The following is a 16,522-nucleotide window of genomic DNA, read 5'->3' as shown; positions in this document are numbered from 1 at the left end:
CTCCCCGTGTCCTCCCGTGCGCGGATCCCGGGTCCGGGCGAGAATGCGCAGGTATCGACCGGACGGACCTCGACGAGGAGCGACGTGCGTAGGACGACCACCACCAGCAGGGCGGTCACGGGACTCCGCGCGGCCGCCGCCGGCCTCGCCGCCGCCCTTCTGCTCGGCTCGTGCGGTGGTGGCGACGACGATCCGGCCGGGTCCCGGTCCGGGTCGTCGTCGTCCCCATCCGGCCCGCTCGAGTCGCCCACAGTCTCCGACGGCGCACGACCGACCGAGTCGGCGAGCGAGGCGCCCGAGGCCCCGTCAGACACCGGCGGATCCGCCGGCGACGGGCGCACGGACGGAACTTCGAGCGGCTGGGTGCGGGGTGATGTGCACGAGGTGCGGGTGCTGGACACGGCCGGCATCGAGCAGACGCCGGGCTGGGTGGCTTCGCTCGCCGCCGCCTCGGACGAGCCGCTGCCCGGCGCCTGGGAGCTCGTCCCGGGCGGCCGGTCCGGCGAGGCACCCCACGCGCGCGCCCTTGCGCCCGACGGCGCCGTGGTGGGCTGGGACGTGGGCTCCACCGGCCAGGGTTCCTGGAACCTGTTCCGTCACCGGTCGGACGGCACCACCGAGCACCTGGTCTACGAGCTCGAGGGGGAGACCGACATCGGGGTGGCGGACCCCGAGCAGACCGTGGTCGACGACGCTGCCGATGCGTCCGGGAGCATCGCCTGGCTCGCGCGCGCGACCGACGGCTCCGGGTCCTGGCGCGTCATGTCGTTGGAGCCGGGCGCGGAGGTCGCCGCCGAGGTCGTCGCCTACGAGGGCACGGGGATCGAGGCCACCCGCATCTGGCTGACCGAGGGCGTGCTCGTCGTCGCGGACTACGACCCGGAGGCCGGCGGGCACGTCGTCCGTCCTGGCGAGCCGCCGAGCGAGCTGCCGTTCCAGCTCTCTACGGCCAGCGCATGGGATGCGGGTTCGGGACACGTCGTCGCGCTCCAGGACGGCGGCGCGGAGGGTCTCGACGTGATGGCGCTCGACGTCACCGACTCCGAGGCCGAACCGCGCACGATCGCCACACTCGCCGTCCCCGACGCGGTGGCCGTCCAGTCCCTCGCCGTGACCAGGACCATGTCGTGGTCCTGGTCGAGGACGTCAGGTCCGAGCCCGCCGACGAGTCGGTCTCCGGGCTGCTGATCCTCTCGCTCGATGACGGCCGGTTCGTGGGCGGGGTCGTCGCCGACTCCCCGCTCGGAGGCGGTGTGGTGGCCGGCGAGCACCTCTGGGTCGCCGCGGGCGACGACGAGGCGGCCGCCGTGTCCGGGCTCTACTCCGTGGACCTGGTGGACGGGACGACGCTCGCCCGTTCCGACTTCCCCGTGAATAGTCTCGCGGCCAACGGAACAGCGGTCGTGGCGAACGTGGTCATCCCTGTCCACCCGCGACCGGCGCTCGTCTGGGTCGACTGAACGACGTCGGCCGATCGACGACGTGCCGGTGCACGTACGACCGGAGGCGTCCACCGGCGACGCGGCGCCGCCGTCGGGTCCTGGTCCCCGGCTCCCGTGTGCACCGCGGCGCCCGGACGGGCGACACTGGGCACACCACGGCCCGACATTCACCGATGAGGAGTGACGTGCGCAGGACGACCACGACCACCGTGCGGGGCACGACCTCCTCCAGGGGCACGACATCCTCGACGGGTACGACCACCGTGACGGGTCCCGCCGGGCGTCGCGCGCGACGCGCGCGGGCCGCGGCGGCCCTCGCTCTCGTCCTGGTCCCCGCCCTCGTGCTCGGCGCCTGCGGGCCGGGGGACGAGGACTCGGCGGCGGACTCGGGCGTCGAGCCCGAGCGCGAGTCGGTGGCCCCGCCCGAGGCCGATGCCGAGGGCGGGAACACCGCGGCGCCCGGCGAGAGCGGCACCGCGGACGCGAACATCGACACGCCGACGGACGGCGCGCCCGCCGGGGCGGGGGCGGCTCTCACCGTCACCGCCGCGGACGGCCATGAGCTCACCGCGGGCTGGACGGCCGACGTGCCCGAGGGCGGCGAGCTGCCCGAGGCCGCCTGGGAGCTGCCGGCCGAGACCGAGGCCGGGGCCCGCCGCACGGACGTGGCGCCCGCCCCCGACGGCAGCGTCGTCGCCTGGCACGTCACGGGCACCGAGGAGGACCTCGACCACACGCTCGTCCGCGAGCAGCAGGGCGGCGAGGCCGAGGAGATCGCCTACGTCCTTCAGGACGACACGGACATCGGCACGGCGAGCGCGCGCAGCACCGACGTCGACGCCGAGACCGGGGGGATCGCCTGGCTCGCCTTCGCCGACGACGGCTGGCGGGTCATGCGCCTCGACGAGGGGGCGGGCACCGCCGTCGAGCTCGTCTCCTCCGCCGACGGCACGGTCGCGGAGCCGACGGACCTGCGTGCCACGCCCGACGGCGTCGTCGTCATGGGCGGCGAGGGGGCCGTGCACCACGTGCCCGAGGGCGGCGAGCCCGTCGAGCTGCCCGTCGACGGACGCCCAGGTTCGTGGGACGTCGACGGCTCCACCCTCGTCGCGGCCGTGCCGGTCGACGCGGGCCTGGAGGTCGTCACCGTCGACCTCGGCTCGCCCTCGCCCGAGGTCCTCGCGACCGTGGGCACCGACGCCGCCGACCCGTCGGGCCTGCTGCGCGCCGCCGACGGCTACGTGAGCGTCGCGGTCTCGGACGGTGCGTCGCCGGAGACGCTGGGCACCGTCGTGCTCTCGATCGCCGAGGCCGCGTGGACCGGGTCGGTCGGGCCGACCGGGGCGTCGGTGAGTGCGGTCGTCGCCGACGGCCGCCTGTGGGGGACGCTGGCGACCGTCGACGACGCCGGGGACGGGCAGCCGGGCCCGCCGAGCGGCGGGGGCCTGTTCTCGGTGGATCTCGCGTCCGGCGAGGTCCTGGGCGGCGGGTCCGGCACCGCGTACACGGGCATCCGCGCCTCGGGCCCGACGCTGCTCGCCGACGTCGGCGCCGGCGAGCCCGGTGACGACCGGCTGGCCTGGACCGGGTCCTGAGTCGACGCGGGCACGGGGTGAGGTCCCCCCGCCCGCACGAGCGGTCGTCGCGAGCAGGGGGAGCACCCGGCGAAAGCCGCACGGCGCTGCGGCATATCGATGTATGGGCTGGTCCTGGACCAGCGGCAGGGGAGTTGTCCCGCCCCCAGAACTATCCCGACGTGACCCTGCACACCCCCTCAGCCGGTTCCTAGCGTCGTGGACGTGGCCATCACCGAGGTGGCCGAGCACCGGCGTGGCCGATCGGCGACGCGATCGACGCAAGGGGGACACCATGAGCCGCGCGATCCGATCGACCGACCGCCGCCCGACCCTCCACCGACTCGTCGCACTGCCGTTCGGCGCCGCGGTCGTCCTCGGCCTCGGCGCCTGCGCCGGCCAGGACGTCCCGGCGGACGGGCCGCCCGTCGCCGGGGAGGACGACGGCGCCGCACCCGCGCCCGACGCCCAGGACACTCCGGGAACTGGCTCCCAGGCGCCCGCGCCGGACGGTGACACCGACCCGGGTGACGGCTCCGGACAGACCGCGCCGCCCGCCGAGAGCGACTCCACCTCGCCCGACGACGGCTCCGCCGCTCCGGACGACGGCGTGAGCGGCGCCGGCCCTGCGGTCGGCATCACCTTCACCAACGGTGCGGGTGCCGAGGTCGGTGTCACTGGGAGCCAGACGGCCGACCAGTCGCTTCCCGCCCTCCAGCCCGAGCAGCACTTCGCGGCGGTCACCGGGGGCCCGGACTCCCCGGTCACCGGGATCGCCCCCACGGCCGACCCGTTCGGCACCTACGAGTGGCAGCTCCCGCCCGAGGGCGAGAGCAGCGACGCGGCGCTCGTCCAGCGCACCTTCGACCCGGAGGCGGGTGAGGTGAGCGAGGCGGAGATCGCGACCGGCTCCGGTGGCGAGTACGCGCAGGTGGACCTGCCGGCGGGCTCCGGCACCGAGCAGTACCCGTCCGGGCCGATGCACGTCGGCGATGACGGTGTGCTGACGTTCGCCCTGGGGCCGCGCTCCGACATCGATGGGGTGCGGGCCGAGGAGGGCTGGAGCTACGTCGAGCACGACCCGAGCACCGGCGAGACCCGCACGCTCGTGGACTCGACCGAACTGTCGGTCGACGACACCTATCTGCCCGACACCGAGAACGTGGCTGCCCACGACGGCCAGGTCGCCTTCCTCACCTACCCGATGAGCGAGGTCGGCCACCTGGACCTGTGGATCGCCGACCCGGATGTGTTCGTCGAGCCGCTCAACCTGGGGCCGGCCATGGAGGTGGACTCGAGCCCCTCGCACACGGCGTGGACCACGAGGAACGATGACGGCAACATCAGCATCATGGCGGTCGGTGATCGGCCGGACGCCGAGGACCCGCAGGAGCTCCTCGAGGTCGATCTGCCCGGCGGGTCGGTGACGGACATCGCCGTGTCCGACCACCCGGTCGCGCCCGACACGGTCCAGATCGTCTTCTCCGTCACGAGCGCGGGTGAGCACCTCGTGTACGTCTACGACGAGGCGTCCGACACGCTCCGTGAGGTCGTCACCGAGGACGCCGCCGACGTGGACGTCGAGTCGGGCGCCGTCGTGATCGGTGTCGGCCGGCCGGAGGAGGGGCCTCAGGCGACCTACCTCTACGACACGTTCGCCGGCGACATCGAGACCCTCTCCTCGACGACGGGCAGCACCGTCGATATTGCCGGGAGCACCGTCGTCTCCACCGGGCCGGGCACCGGCGACGACCCGGCGGGCTCGACGCGCATGGACGTCACGGACATCGTCGGCGCGCTGGAGCCGATCCAGTAGCACCGCTCAGCCGCAGCGCACGCACGAGGGGCACCCGCGAGCCGGGTGTCCCTCGTCGTCGTGCGGGTGCGGACGGGCCCGGCGCGAACGGGCCCGGCGCGAACGGGCCGAGGTTCCGTCACGCGCGATCCCGCGGGCCCGGACCGGGCCTGCGTGCCGGCTCAGAGCTGGTCGACGGCGAACGTGTCGCAGGCCTGCATGGTGCCGTCCTCGTAGCCGACCGTGAACCAGTGCATGCGCTGCTCCGACGAGCCGTGCGACCACGTCTCCGGGTTCACCTCCTGGCCGGCGCCGGCCTGGATGCGGTCGTCACCGACAGCCGAGGCGGCGTCGAGGGCGTCCTGGATCTCCTCCCGTGTCGGCTCGACGAGCATGGGCTCGCCGGTCTCCTCCTGCGGGACGCGGGAGGCGTGGTTGACCCACATGCCCGCGTAGCAGTCGGCCTGCAGCTCGAGGCGCACGCCGTCGGACTGCGGGCCGGTGTCCGTGCGGTTCGCCGTCGCCATCACGCCGGTCTCGTTCTGCACGTGGTGGCCGTACTCGTGGGCGAGGATGTACATCTGCGCGAGCGGCGCGTTCTCCGCACCGAGCTGCGTCTCGAGCTGGTCGAAGAACCCGGTGTCGATGTACGCGCTCTCGTCGGGCGGGCAGTAGAACGGCCCGACGGCGGACGTCGCGCCCCCGCAGCCCGTGTCCACGCTCTGCTCGAACAGCACGAACTCGGGGCGACGGTGGTCGATGTCGGCCTGTTCCGGGAGGGTGACCTCCCAGACGTCGTGCAGGGAGCCCCAGGTGAGGACCATCCGGCAGTCGACGTCGGTGTTCGCGTCCGCGCCCGTGCACTCGCCGAGCGTCTCCTCCTCGGCCGGGGCCGCGCCGCCGTCACCCCCGCCGCCGCCGATGACGCCGCCGAGGTCCTGGCCGGTGAGGAGGTAGACGACCAGCGCGACGATCGCCAGCCCGCCGCCACCGGCCGCCACGGTGCCGCCGCGGCCACGACCGCGCCGCCGGACGCCCTCGCCACCACCGCTGCCGCTCGCCGAGTCCCGGAACGTCATCGCGGGCTCCTTCCCGTCGTCGCACCTACCACCGGGCGGGACCTCCCCGTCCGGGCCGAGCGAACCTCCGAACAGTAGCGGGGGGCGGCCCGACCGGCGCGCCGTCGGTGTCCGACACGGCCGGTGGGATCGCACGGCCGGCGACCTCAACCAGCACGTCGGTCCGACGGCAGCGAGCCCGGGCATGGCTTTCATCGCCCCTCAGCGGTATCATCGCCATATGACGATGAATGGTGCGGGGGTCGGCGCGCACGCCGCCCTCTTCCACGCCCTGGCCGAGCCCGCGCGGCTCGCCCTCCTCACGCACCTGCGCAGCGGGGAGCATCGCGTGCGGGACCTCGTCGAGCACATGCACCTCGCGCAGTCCACCGTGAGCAAGCACCTCGCGTGCCTGCGCGACTGCGGCCTCGTCACGGTGCGGGCCGAGGGGCGCGCGTCGTGGTTCTCGATCAGCGACCCGGGCTCGCTGGAGGATCTGCTCGCGAGCGCCGAGCGCCTGCTCTCCGCCTCGGGCGCGGCGCGCACGCTGGCGGACCACACCCACGACGACGACGCGAACCACGCGACGACCGACGACGGGACCCCCGACGGGAGCCCGGACGACAGGAGCCCGGGTGACACCGCGCCCGACCGCGAGGCGTCCGGGGCGGAGGTCGGGTCGGGGGTGGCGTCGTGAGCCGGGCCCGGGGGGACGGCGTGCGCGCGCCCGGCGAGCGCGACCGCGACCAGGGCCACGACCACGGCATCGCCTCGGCCGCCGCGGCCGCCGACCCGGCCCTGCGGCGCCGCCTCGTCGTCGCGCTCGTGCTCACGGCCGGCATCGTGGTCGTCCAGCTCGTCGGCAGCGTGGTCACGGGCAGCCTCGCGCTGCTCACGGACACCGCCCACGCGGTGGCGGACAGCGTCGGGCTCGCGGTGGCCGTCGTCGCGGCAACGCTGATGGCGCGGCCGACGACGAAGATGCGGACCTGGGGGTTCGCCCGCGTGGAGGTCGTCGCGGCCCTCGGGCAGGCGGTCCTCCTGCTCGCCGTGGGCGTCTACGCGGCCATCGAGGCCGTGCGCCGCCTGCTCGAGCCCACCGAGGTGGCGGCCACCGAGCTGGTGGTGTTCGGCGTCGTCGGGCTCGCGGCGAACCTGGCCGCGCTCGCGGTGCTGATGGGTGGGCGCGCCGCCAACCACAACATGCGGGCCGCGTTCCTCGAGGTGCTCAACGACGCGCTGGGCTCGGTGGCCGTCATCGTGGCCGCGGTCGTCGTGCGCACCACCGGGTTCGACCGGGCCGACGCGATCGCCGGGCTGTTCATCGTCGCCCTCATCGTGCCGCGGGCGTTCCGGATCGTGCGGGACACCGGCCGGGTGCTGCTGGAGTACACGCCGCGGGGCGTCGACCTCGACGACGTGCGCACCCACCTGGTCGCCCTGGAGCACGTGCGCGAGGTCCACGACCTGCACGCCTCCGAGATCGGCACGGGCATGCCGGTGATCTCGGCGCACGTCGTCGTCGACGACCACTGCTTCGTCTCCGGCCACGCGCCCGAGATCCTGCAGAGCATCCGGGAGTGCGTGCGCGAGCACTTCCCGGTGTCCTTCGACCACGCGACGATCCAGCTCGAGACGGCCGCTGCGCGCGAGCGCTCGTGCTCCGGGATGCAGCACGCCTGACCCCTGACGTCACCGAGGGGGCGGGTCGGGGGTGCCGCACGGAACAGGGACCGACCGATATCCGGTGGAGCCCGCCGTTACGATGGTCTGCGGCCATGCGTCCGGCACGTCGCGCTCGATCAGGACCTCCGCCGGCACGCCCGCACCACGAAAGGCCCCCATGATCACCGCCCGAGACGTCTCGGTGTCCATCGGCGCCCGCGAGCTCCTCCACTCGGCGACCTTCCGCATCGACACCGGCATGAAGATCGGCCTCGTCGGCCGCAACGGCGCCGGCAAGACCACGCTGACGAAGATCCTGGCCGACGCCGGGGCCACGAGCGAGACCATCGTCCACACCGGCGACATCACCCGCGGGGGAACCGTCGGCTACCTGCCGCAGGACCCCCGCACCGGCGACCTCGACGTCCTCGCGCGGGACCGCGTGCTCTCCGCCCGCGGCATCGACACCCTGCTCGGCCGCCTCCGCAAGGCCGAGCGCGAGATGGGCGACCTCGACAACCCCGACCGGGCCGCGAAGGCCACCGAGCGGTACGTCCGGCTCGACGCCGAGTTCGAGGCCCTCGGGGGCTGGGCCGCGGAGTCCGAGGCCGCCGCCATGACGTCGGCGCTCGCTCTGCCCACCCGCATCCTCGACCAGCCCCTGCACACCCTGTCCGGCGGGCAGCGGCGCCGCGTCGAGCTCGCCCGCATCCTCTTCTCCGGCGCGGACACGCTCCTGCTCGACGAGCCGACCAACCATCTCGACCACGACTCGATCGTCTGGCTGCGCGAGCACCTCAAGAGCTACCAGGGCGGGTTCGTCGTCATCTCCCACGACGTCGAGCTGCTGCGCGACACGGTCAACACCGTGTGGCACCTCGACGCGAACCGCGGCGAGCTCGACATCTACAACCTCGGCTGGGACGCCTACCTCAGGCAGCGGGAGGTCGACGAGAAGCGTCGTCGCCGCGAGCGTGCCAACGCCGAGAAGAAGGCGTCCACCCTGCTGGCCCAGGCCGACAAGATGCGCGCCAAGGCCACCAAGGCCGTCGCCGCGCAGAACATGATCCGCCGCGCCGAGCGACTCACCTCCGGCCTCGAGGCCACCCGGGCGAAGGACCGGGTCGCCGCCCTGCGGTTCCCGGACCCCGCGCCGTGCGGGCGGACCCCGCTCACGGCGAAGGACCTGTCGAAGTCCTACGGGTCGCTCGAGGTGTTCGCGGGCGTCGACCTGGCGATCGACCGCGGCTCCAAGGTCGTCATCCTCGGCCTCAACGGCGCCGGCAAGACGACGCTGCTGCGCATCCTCGGCGGCGTCGAGCAGCCGGACACGGGCCAGGTGGTGCCCGGGCACGGCCTGAAGATCGGCTACTACGCGCAGGAGCACGAGACCCTCGACACGGACCGGACCGTGGTGGAGAACCTGCGCAGCTCCGCGCCCGACCTCACCGACACCCAGGTCCGCTCGGTGCTCGGCTCGTTCCTGTTCTCCGGGTCCGACGCCGACAAGCCGGCCGGCGTCCTGTCCGGCGGGGAGAAGACCCGGCTCGCGCTCGCGGTCCTCGTCGTCTCCTCGGCGAACGTCCTCCTGCTCGACGAGCCCACGAACAACCTCGACCCCGCCTCCCGGGAGGAGATCCTCGGCGCGCTGTCGACGTTCACGGGCGCCGTCGTCCTCGTCACCCACGACGAGGGCGCCGTGGAGTCCCTCGGCCCGGAGCGGGTGCTGCTCCTGCCCGACGGCGACGAGGACCTGTGGTCGGCCGACTACCTCGAGCTCGTCACGCTCGCGTAGGCGGGCACGGCCCGCGCGCGCCGCAACGGGCGCGGCGCCCGCGCGCCGAGCGGCGGCCTCACCGGACGGCGGTCGGGTCTGAGCGCACTCCGTAACGCGCCGTCGATCGTCCGTGACACGGGCGAAACCTGCCCTCCATAGCCTCCAGACCACCTCGGACCGTCCGGGAGACTGTGGAGGCGTTCGGATGTCGTACGTAAGACCTGCTGAACTGATCGTCTCGCTGGCGGACGCCGGCGAGTCGAAGATCAGGATGAGGACGTCCGACACGGTCGTCAAAGCCGTGATGGGCGGCGCGTTCCTCAGCCTGGGTGCCGCGTTCGCCGTCACCGTCACGGTGATGACCGGCAGCTCGTTGCTCGGTGCCCTGCTGTTCCCGATCGGATTCGTCCTGCTCTACCTGCTGGGCTACGACCTGCTGACCGGGGTGCTCGTGCTCGGCCCGATCGCCTGGCTGGACCGGACACGCGGCATCACCGCCCGCGCCGTGCTGCGCAACTGGGGACTGGTCTTCGTCGGCAACCTCATCGGCGCGCTCATGGTCGCGGTCCTCATGGGCATCGTCGTCACGTACGGCTTCGCCGTGCCGCCGAACGAGGTCGGTGAGGCGATCGGCGACATCGGCCACGGGCGGACCGTCGGCTACTCCGAGCACGGCGGCGCCGGCATGCTCACGCTCTTCGTCCGCGCGATGATGTGCAACTGGATGGTCTCCACCGGCGTCATCGGCGCGATGATGGCGAAGGACCTGCTCGGCAAGGTCGTCGCGATGTGGCTGCCGATCGCGCTGTTCTTCTTCATGGGCTTCGAGCATTCCATCGTCAACATGTTCCTCTTCCCCTCGGGGCTCCTGCTCGGCGGCGACTTCACGCTCAGCGACTACCTCGTCTGGAACGAGATCCCCACCCTGCTCGGGAACCTCGTCGGGGGACTGCTGTTCTCCGTCGCCCCCCTGGTCCTGCTCTACGGGCGGGCGCCGACGAACCATGCCACCGAGCCGACGGACGGGCTGGACGTCCTGCCCGCACCCGCGCCCGCCGCTTCCCGGGCACCCATGAGCACGACCGCCGTGGCGCCCGAGCGGACCCGCTCGCCGGTGCTCGTCACCGAGGAGGTCTGATATGCCCCGCCACGTCGTCGTCATCGGCGGTGGAATGGTCGCCCACCGCTTCGTCGAGGCCCTGCGCTCCCGCGACGAGGCCGGTCGGTGGGCGGTGAGCGTCTTCGCCGAGGAGCCGAGACGACCGTACGACCGCGTCCAGCTGACGAGCTACTTCTCCGGCCGCGACCCCAGGGACCTGGAGCTCGGCGACGACCACCTGTGGGAGGACGAGCGCGTCACCCTCAGGCGCGACTGCGCGGTCGTCGAGATCGACCGGGAACGGCGAACGGTCACGGACCGGCTCGGCCGCGTGCACCCCTACGACGAGCTCGTCCTCGCCACCGGAGCCGCGGCGGCCGTCCCCCCGATCCCCGGGGCCGACCTGCCGGGCGTGTTCGTGTACCGCGGGCTCGACGACGTGGCGGCGCTTCGGGGGTGGACGGAGGCCGCGCGGGACGGGGCCCCGGTCGCCCGGGGCTGGCAACGCCCCGTGCGCGGGGCCGTCATCGGGGGCGGGCTGCTCGGGCTCGAGGCCGCCGGGGCGCTCACCGCCCTCGGCGCCCAGGCGACGGTCCTGCAGAGTGGCACTCATCTCATGAACGCGCAGATCGACCTCGGCGGCGGCGAGGCGCTGAAGCGGATCCTGCAGGGCATGGGAATAGCCGTGCGGGTCGACGCGAGAACGACACGCCTGCGCGAATCGCGCCGCACGGGCGCGGTCGGCCACGTCGAGCTCGCCGATGGCCGGCTCGACGCCGATGTCGTCGTGTTCGCCACCGGGAACCGGCCCCGGGACGGGCTCGCCCGCGCGGCGGGCCTCGACGTCGGCACGCGGGGCGGCGTCGTCGTCGACGAGACGTGCCGGACGACGGACCCGCACGTCTGGGCCGTCGGCGACGTGGCGAACGTCGACGACGGCGGCTGCGTGGGTCTGGTGGCGCCGGGATACGCGATGGCCGAGGTCGTCGTGGATCGGCTCCTGGGCGGTCGGGCGACCTATCCCGGCGCGGACACGGCCACCAAGCTCAAGCTCCAGGGCGTCGACGTGGCGAGCTTCGGGGACGCGTTCGCGACCACCGAGCGCGCGATGGAGGTCGTGCACGCGAACCCGGTCGCCGGCACCTACGCCAAGCTCGTCGTCTCGGACGACGCCCGCACCCTGCTCGGCGGCGTGTTCGTCGGGGACGCCGGCCCCTACGCCACGCTGCGGCCGCTGCTCGGCACGGAGCTGCCGGCGGACCCCGGGCAGCTCCTCGCCCCCGAGGGCGGCGGCGCGGTGAGTCTCGACCTGCCCGCCGAGGCGGCGGTGTGCTCCTGCAACAACGTGACGGCCGGCGAGATCCGGTCCGCCGTCACCGAGCACGGGTGCACGGACCTGGCCGGCGTCAAGGAGTGCACCCGGGCCGGCACGAGCTGCGGCTCGTGCCTGCCGCTCGTCAAGAAGATCACGTCGGCGGAGCTCGCCCGCGCGGGCCTCGAGGTCTCCGGCGCCCTGTGCGAGCACTTCGAGATGTCGCGCGTCCAGCTCTACGACGCCGTCCGCGTGGCGGACCTGCACACGTTCTCCGACATCCTTGCCCGCTTCGGCGCCCCCGGGGCACGAGGCTGCGACATCTGCAAGCCCGTCGCCGCCTCCATCCTCGCCTCGCAGGGCAACGGCCACATCCTGTCCGGCGATCAGGCCGGCCTGCAGGACACGAACGACCACGTCCTGGCCAACATGCAGAAGGACGGCACCTACTCGGTCGTTCCCCGCATCCCCGGGGGGGAGGTGACACCGGAGCAGCTCGTCGTGATCGGCGAGGTGGCGATGGACTTCGGGCTGTACACGAAGATCACCGGCGGGCAGCGGATCGACATGTTCGGCGCGCGCATCGAGCAGCTGCCCCACATCTGGCGGCGACTCGTCGACCACGGCATGGAGTCCGGCCACGCGTACGGCAAGTCCCTGCGTACCGTGAAGTCCTGCGTCGGCTCCACATGGTGCCGCTTCGGGGTCCAGGACTCCGTGGGCATGGCGGTCGAGCTCGAGCTGCGCTACCGCGGGCTGCGCTCGCCGCACAAGATCAAGCTCGGGGTCTCGGGATGCGCCCGCGAGTGCGCGGAGGCGCGCGGGAAGGACGTCGGAGTCATCGCCACCGACAAGGGCTGGAACGTCTACGTCGGTGGGAACGGCGGATTCACCCCGCGGCACGCCCAGCTGCTCGCCGAGGACCTCGACGACGCCGCCCTCATCCGCACGATCGACCGATTCCTCATGTACTACATCCGCACGGCCGACCGGCTCCAGCGGACGGCGGCCTGGCTCGAGGAGCACGAGGGCGGGCTGGAGGCGATCCGGGCGGTCGTCCTCGAGGACTCCCTCGGGATCGGGGCCGACCTGGACGCCGCCATGGCACGGCACGTCGAGAACTACGCCGACGAATGGCGGGAGGTCCTCGACGACCCCGAGAAGCTGCGCCGGTTCGGGTCGTTCGTCAACGCGCCGGACGTCGCGGACCCCACGCTCGCGTATGTCACCGAGCGGGGGCAGATCCGGCCCGCGACGGCGAACGACCGGCAGGGGGCGGCGCTGTGATCCGCGTGTGCACCCTGGACGACCTGCTGCCCGAGCGCGGGGCCGCCGCGCTGGTCGACGGGGAGCAGGTCGCGCTGTTCCGGCTGGCGGGGGACACCGTGCTCGCGGTCCAGCAGCGCGACCCCTTCTCCGGTGCGAACGTCATGTCCCGAGGCGTCGTGGGCAACCGCGGCGGCCGCATCACGGTCGCCTCCCCGATGTACAAGCAGGTCTTCGACCTGGAGACCGGCGAGTGCATCGACGATCTCGGCTCCCTGCCGGTCCCGGGCGCCTCGCCCCACCTGATCGCGTGGAGCATCCGGGTCGACGGCGGCGCCGTCCACGTCGGGGAACCCGTCGAACGGAGGGTCACGTGACGTCACTGCTGGGAATCGACCTCAGGGGCCGCGACGTGCTCGTCGTCGGCGGCGGTCGCGTCGCCGCCCGCCGCGCACGAGCGTGGTCGGATGCGGGCGCGCGGGTCCACGTCGTGTCGCCGTGGACGGTCCCGGAGATGCGTGAGCTCCTCGAGGTCTCCGGCCGTTGGACCGACCGGGACGCACGCGAGGAGGACCTCGACGGGGCGTGGCTCGTGCTCGCCGCGACCGACGACAGCGAGGTCAACCGGATGATCGCCCGCTCGGCCGAACGCCGCCGCGTCTGGTGCATCGTCGCCGACGACGCCTCCGCAGGGACGGCGCGAACTCCCGCCCTCGCGCGCAGCGGCGACCTCGTGGTGGGCGTCGTCAGCGACGGGAGCTCGGATCCGCGGAGGGTGGCCGCCGTCAGGGATGTCCTCGCCGACCGGCTCCGGTCCGGAGTCGACCAACGACGACGCCGGTCCGGGCCCGGGAGGGTGACGCTCGTCGGTGGGGGTCCGGGGGCGGTCGACCTCCTGACCGTCCGCGGCCGACGGGCGCTCGCGGAGGCAGACGTCGTCGTCGATCGGCTGGGGCCGGTCGCCGTGATCGACGAGCTGCCCCCGGACGTCGAGGTCATCGACGTCGGGAAGGAGCCCGGCCGGCACGCGGTGCCCCAGGAGGAGATCAACGCGCTGCTCGTCGAGCACGCGCGCGCGGGCCGCAGCGTCGTTCGGCTGAAGGGCGGGGACCCGTTCGTGTTCGGCCGCGGTGGCGAGGAGGTTCGGGCCTGCCGGGCCGCGGGCATCGACGTCGAGGTGGTCCCGGGGCTGTCGAGCGCATGGAGCGGACCGGCGCTGGCGGGGATTCCCCTCACGCACCGTGGCGTGGTCGGGGCCGTCCACGTCGTCGCAGGGCACGACGGCCTGGAGCCATCGACGCTCACGTGCCTGAGGGAGAGGACCGCGACCGTCGTCGTCCTCATGGGGGTTGCGGCACTCGGCCGGATCGCCGGACAGGCCCTCACCGCGGGGGCGGACCCGGGGCTCCCGGTCGCCGTCGTGGAACGCGCCTCGATGGTCGACCAGCGCGTCACCAGGGCGCCCCTTCAGGACATCGCCGCGCGGGCTGCGGCGGCGGGCGTCACCTCGCCCGCCCTCATCGTCCTCGGCGATGCCGTCGCGACACTCGAGGAGTCGCGGGCAGCCGGGCGACCCGAGCTCGTCGCGGAGTCGGAGGCCGCCGGATGAGCCGGCCCGAGCTCGGCCCCGTGCTCGCCGGCTGCACGATCGTCGTGACCGCGGACCGCCGGGCGAACGACCTCGCGGCGGCACTCGGGCGCCGGGGCGCCGACGTGCGCCACGCCGCCGCCCTGTCGATGATCCCCACCTGGGACGACGACGAGCTCCGCGCCGCCACGGAAAGGCTCGTGGCGCGACCGCCGGACGTCGTGGTCGTCACGACCGGCATCGGATTCCGGGCCTGGCTGGAGGCTGCCGACGCGCACGGGCTGGCGGGCCGGCTCACCGCAGTGCTCTCGTCCACGAGGCTGATCGCGCGCGGGCCGAAGGCGCGAGGAGCGATCCAGGCGGCGGGACTGACGCCCGACTGGGTCACCGAGTCGGAGACCTCGGCCGAGATCACGGAGGTCCTCACGCGGGAGGGGGTGGCGGGCCTGAGGATCGCCGTCCAGCTGCACGGCGCCGGGGCCGACGGGCTGGACGCGGCCCTCGCCGCCGCGGGAGCCGAGGTGGTCCTGCTGGCCGTGTACCGGTGGGGCCCCTCGCCCGACCCGCGAGCCCTGGAGGACTCCGCGCACGCCGCGGCGAGCGGCGACGTCGACGCCGTGGTCTTCACCTCCGCGCCGGGGGCCGAGGCCTGGCTCTCCACCGCCGAACGGCTGCCGACCTGGGAGGCGGTCGAGGCCCGGTACGCGAGCGGCGACCTCGTGGCGGCCGCCGTGGGGGAGGTGACCGCCGGTCCGCTGAGGGCCCGCGGCATCACGCCCTTGATCCCCGACCGCGGCCGACTCGGAGCACTGATCCGCGGCCTCGTCGCCCACTTCTCCCCGCCCTCGCCCCGTGCGGCCGCCACGATCGCCGGTCCGCTCGAGGTGCGGTCGGGCGGCGCCGTCCTCTCCGGCGAGCTGGTGCCCCTGACCTCCGGCGGGCGGGAGCTGCTCCGGCTGCTCATCGCCCACGGCGGCCGGACCGTCGACCGGGCCGCACTGCTCGAGGCCCTCCCGGCCGCGACGAGCGCTCATGCGGCGGAGGTCGCGATCGCGCGCCTCCGCGAGGCGCTCGCCGCCCCTGGGCTCATCTCGACCGTCGTCAAACGTGGCTACACCCTGGAGATGGCATGACGTCCACCGTTCTCATCGGGTGTTCGCACGGCACGAGCGACCCGGCCGGCCGTGCGGCGATCCGCGCGATCCTCTCGGGCGTGCGATCCGCGCGCCCCGGCCTCGCGGTTCGCGAGGCGTTCGTCGACGTCCAGCGCCCCGAGGTCTCGGACGTGGTGCGCGACGTCGTCGCGCCCGTCGCGGCCTCCACCCCCGCCATGTCCGTCGGGTCTCCGGCGCGGGGCCGCGTGCCGGCCATGGACGCGGTCGTGGTCCCCCTGCTCCTGTCGGGCGGGTACCACGTGAACGTCGACGTGTCGGAGGCGGTGCGTGCGCGGCCGAACTGGGCCGGTCGCGCTGCCGCCGCGCCCGCGCTCGGCCCGGATCCCCGTCTCGTCGAGATCGCACTCGACCGCATCGCGGAGGCCGGCGCCCGGCCCGGAGACGCGATCGTGGTCGCCGCCGCGGGGTCGAGCCGACCCGAGGCGGCCCGCGACGTCGACGCGCTCGTCCGCGAGGTCGGCAGGAGGCACGCGGGCCCCGTGAGCGTGGGCTACGGGGCGATCGCGACGCCGAGCGTGGCGGGCGCCGTGCGGGACGCCCGGTCGGGTGGCCGCCGGGTGGTCGTGCTCGCCTACCTGCTCGCGCCCGGGTTCTTCTACGACCGCGTCGCGGAGGCCGGGGGTGACGTCGTCACCGCGCCCCTCGGGCCCGATCCTCGCCTCGTCGACATCGTCCTCGACCGGTTCGACCGCGAGGTCGCGGCACGTGTGCCTGACGCCGAGGCCGTCGAGTCGTAGGCGCGCGGTCACACACGGCGCCCGACGGTCCGGC

General features: G+C 74.0%; 14 protein-coding genes. 13 read left to right on the top strand and 1 reads right to left on the bottom strand.

All coding sequences use genetic code 11. The features are described 5' to 3' along the window. Positions 1-84: 84 nt before the first annotated feature. The 4 genes from ACPYO4_RS13135 (at position 85) to ACPYO4_RS13120 (ending at position 4,832) form a co-directional block, all read left to right on the top strand. A complete protein-coding gene (locus ACPYO4_RS13135; RefSeq protein WP_425709697.1) occupies positions 85-1,188 on the top strand; it encodes a hypothetical protein in 1,104 nt (367 codons plus the stop codon). Continuing rightward, positions 1,128-1,460, top strand: coding sequence for a hypothetical protein (locus tag ACPYO4_RS13130; protein WP_425709696.1), 333 nt, complete (start codon positions 1,128-1,130; stop codon positions 1,458-1,460). The genes ACPYO4_RS13135 and ACPYO4_RS13130 overlap by 61 nt, the downstream gene beginning before the upstream one ends. A 167-nt stretch (positions 1,461-1,627) precedes the next feature. Continuing rightward, positions 1,628-3,037, top strand: a complete 1,410-nt coding sequence (locus ACPYO4_RS13125) for a hypothetical protein (protein WP_425709695.1) — start codon at positions 1,628-1,630, stop codon at positions 3,035-3,037. A gap of 274 nt (positions 3,038-3,311) precedes the next feature. Beyond that, positions 3,312-4,832, top strand: coding sequence for a hypothetical protein (locus ACPYO4_RS13120; RefSeq protein ID WP_425709694.1), 1,521 nt, complete (start codon positions 3,312-3,314; stop codon positions 4,830-4,832). A gap of 161 nt (positions 4,833-4,993) precedes the next feature. On the opposite strand, the gene ypfJ is transcribed toward ACPYO4_RS13120, so the two are convergent. Further along, a complete protein-coding gene (gene ypfJ / locus ACPYO4_RS13115) occupies positions 4,994-5,890 on the bottom strand; it encodes a KPN_02809 family neutral zinc metallopeptidase (RefSeq protein WP_425709693.1) in 897 nt (298 codons plus the stop codon). A gap of 220 nt (positions 5,891-6,110) precedes the next feature. On the opposite strand from ypfJ, the gene ACPYO4_RS13110 reads away from it, so the two are divergent. The 9 genes from ACPYO4_RS13110 (at position 6,111) to ACPYO4_RS13070 (ending at position 16,488) form a co-directional block, all read left to right on the top strand. Then, positions 6,111-6,566: an ArsR/SmtB family transcription factor gene (locus tag ACPYO4_RS13110; RefSeq protein WP_425709692.1), complete on the top strand. Its 456-nt coding sequence runs from the start codon at positions 6,111-6,113 to the stop codon at positions 6,564-6,566. Beyond that, positions 6,563-7,552 carry a cation diffusion facilitator family transporter gene (locus ACPYO4_RS13105; protein WP_425709691.1) on the top strand — a complete coding sequence of 330 codons (990 nt, stop codon included), beginning with the start codon at positions 6,563-6,565 and terminating at the stop codon, positions 7,550-7,552. The genes ACPYO4_RS13110 and ACPYO4_RS13105 overlap by 4 nt, the downstream gene beginning before the upstream one ends. Positions 7,553-7,712: 160 nt before the next feature. Further along, positions 7,713-9,329, top strand: a complete 1,617-nt coding sequence (locus tag ACPYO4_RS13100) for an ABC-F family ATP-binding cassette domain-containing protein (protein ID WP_425709690.1) — start codon at positions 7,713-7,715, stop codon at positions 9,327-9,329. 187 nt (positions 9,330-9,516) lie between these two features. Beyond that, complete coding sequence (locus tag ACPYO4_RS13095) at positions 9,517-10,449, top strand: formate/nitrite transporter family protein (RefSeq protein WP_425709689.1); 933 nt, start codon at positions 9,517-9,519, stop codon at positions 10,447-10,449. A gap of 1 nt (position 10,450) precedes the next feature. After that, the gene (gene nirB, locus ACPYO4_RS13090) at positions 10,451-13,009 is read left to right on the top strand and encodes a nitrite reductase large subunit NirB (RefSeq protein WP_425709688.1); all 2,559 of its coding nucleotides are present in this window, start codon (positions 10,451-10,453) and stop codon (positions 13,007-13,009) included. A 5-nt stretch (positions 13,010-13,014) separates the two neighbouring features. Next, the gene (gene nirD / locus ACPYO4_RS13085; RefSeq protein ID WP_425709687.1) at positions 13,015-13,365 is read left to right on the top strand and encodes a nitrite reductase small subunit NirD; all 351 of its coding nucleotides are present in this window, start codon (positions 13,015-13,017) and stop codon (positions 13,363-13,365) included. Continuing rightward, on the top strand, positions 13,362-14,597 hold the full coding sequence (gene cobA, locus ACPYO4_RS13080; RefSeq protein ID WP_425709686.1) for a uroporphyrinogen-III C-methyltransferase: 1,236 nt from the start codon (positions 13,362-13,364) through the stop codon (positions 14,595-14,597). Before nirD ends, cobA begins: the two co-directional genes overlap by 4 nt. Then, positions 14,594-15,709, top strand: coding sequence for a uroporphyrinogen-III synthase (locus tag ACPYO4_RS13075; protein WP_425709685.1), 1,116 nt, complete (start codon positions 14,594-14,596; stop codon positions 15,707-15,709). Before cobA ends, ACPYO4_RS13075 begins: the two co-directional genes overlap by 4 nt. Continuing rightward, positions 15,706-16,488, top strand: coding sequence for a sirohydrochlorin chelatase (locus ACPYO4_RS13070; RefSeq protein ID WP_425709684.1), 783 nt, complete (start codon positions 15,706-15,708; stop codon positions 16,486-16,488). The genes ACPYO4_RS13075 and ACPYO4_RS13070 overlap by 4 nt, the downstream gene beginning before the upstream one ends. Positions 16,489-16,522 lie beyond the last annotated feature (34 nt).

It is taken from the genome of Georgenia sp. Z1491 (assembly GCF_049856175.1).
Classification (GTDB): domain Bacteria; phylum Actinomycetota; class Actinomycetes; order Actinomycetales; family Actinomycetaceae; genus JB111.
Note: the sequence above shows the minus strand (reverse complement) of the source record. Positions and strands in the feature narration are given on the sequence as shown.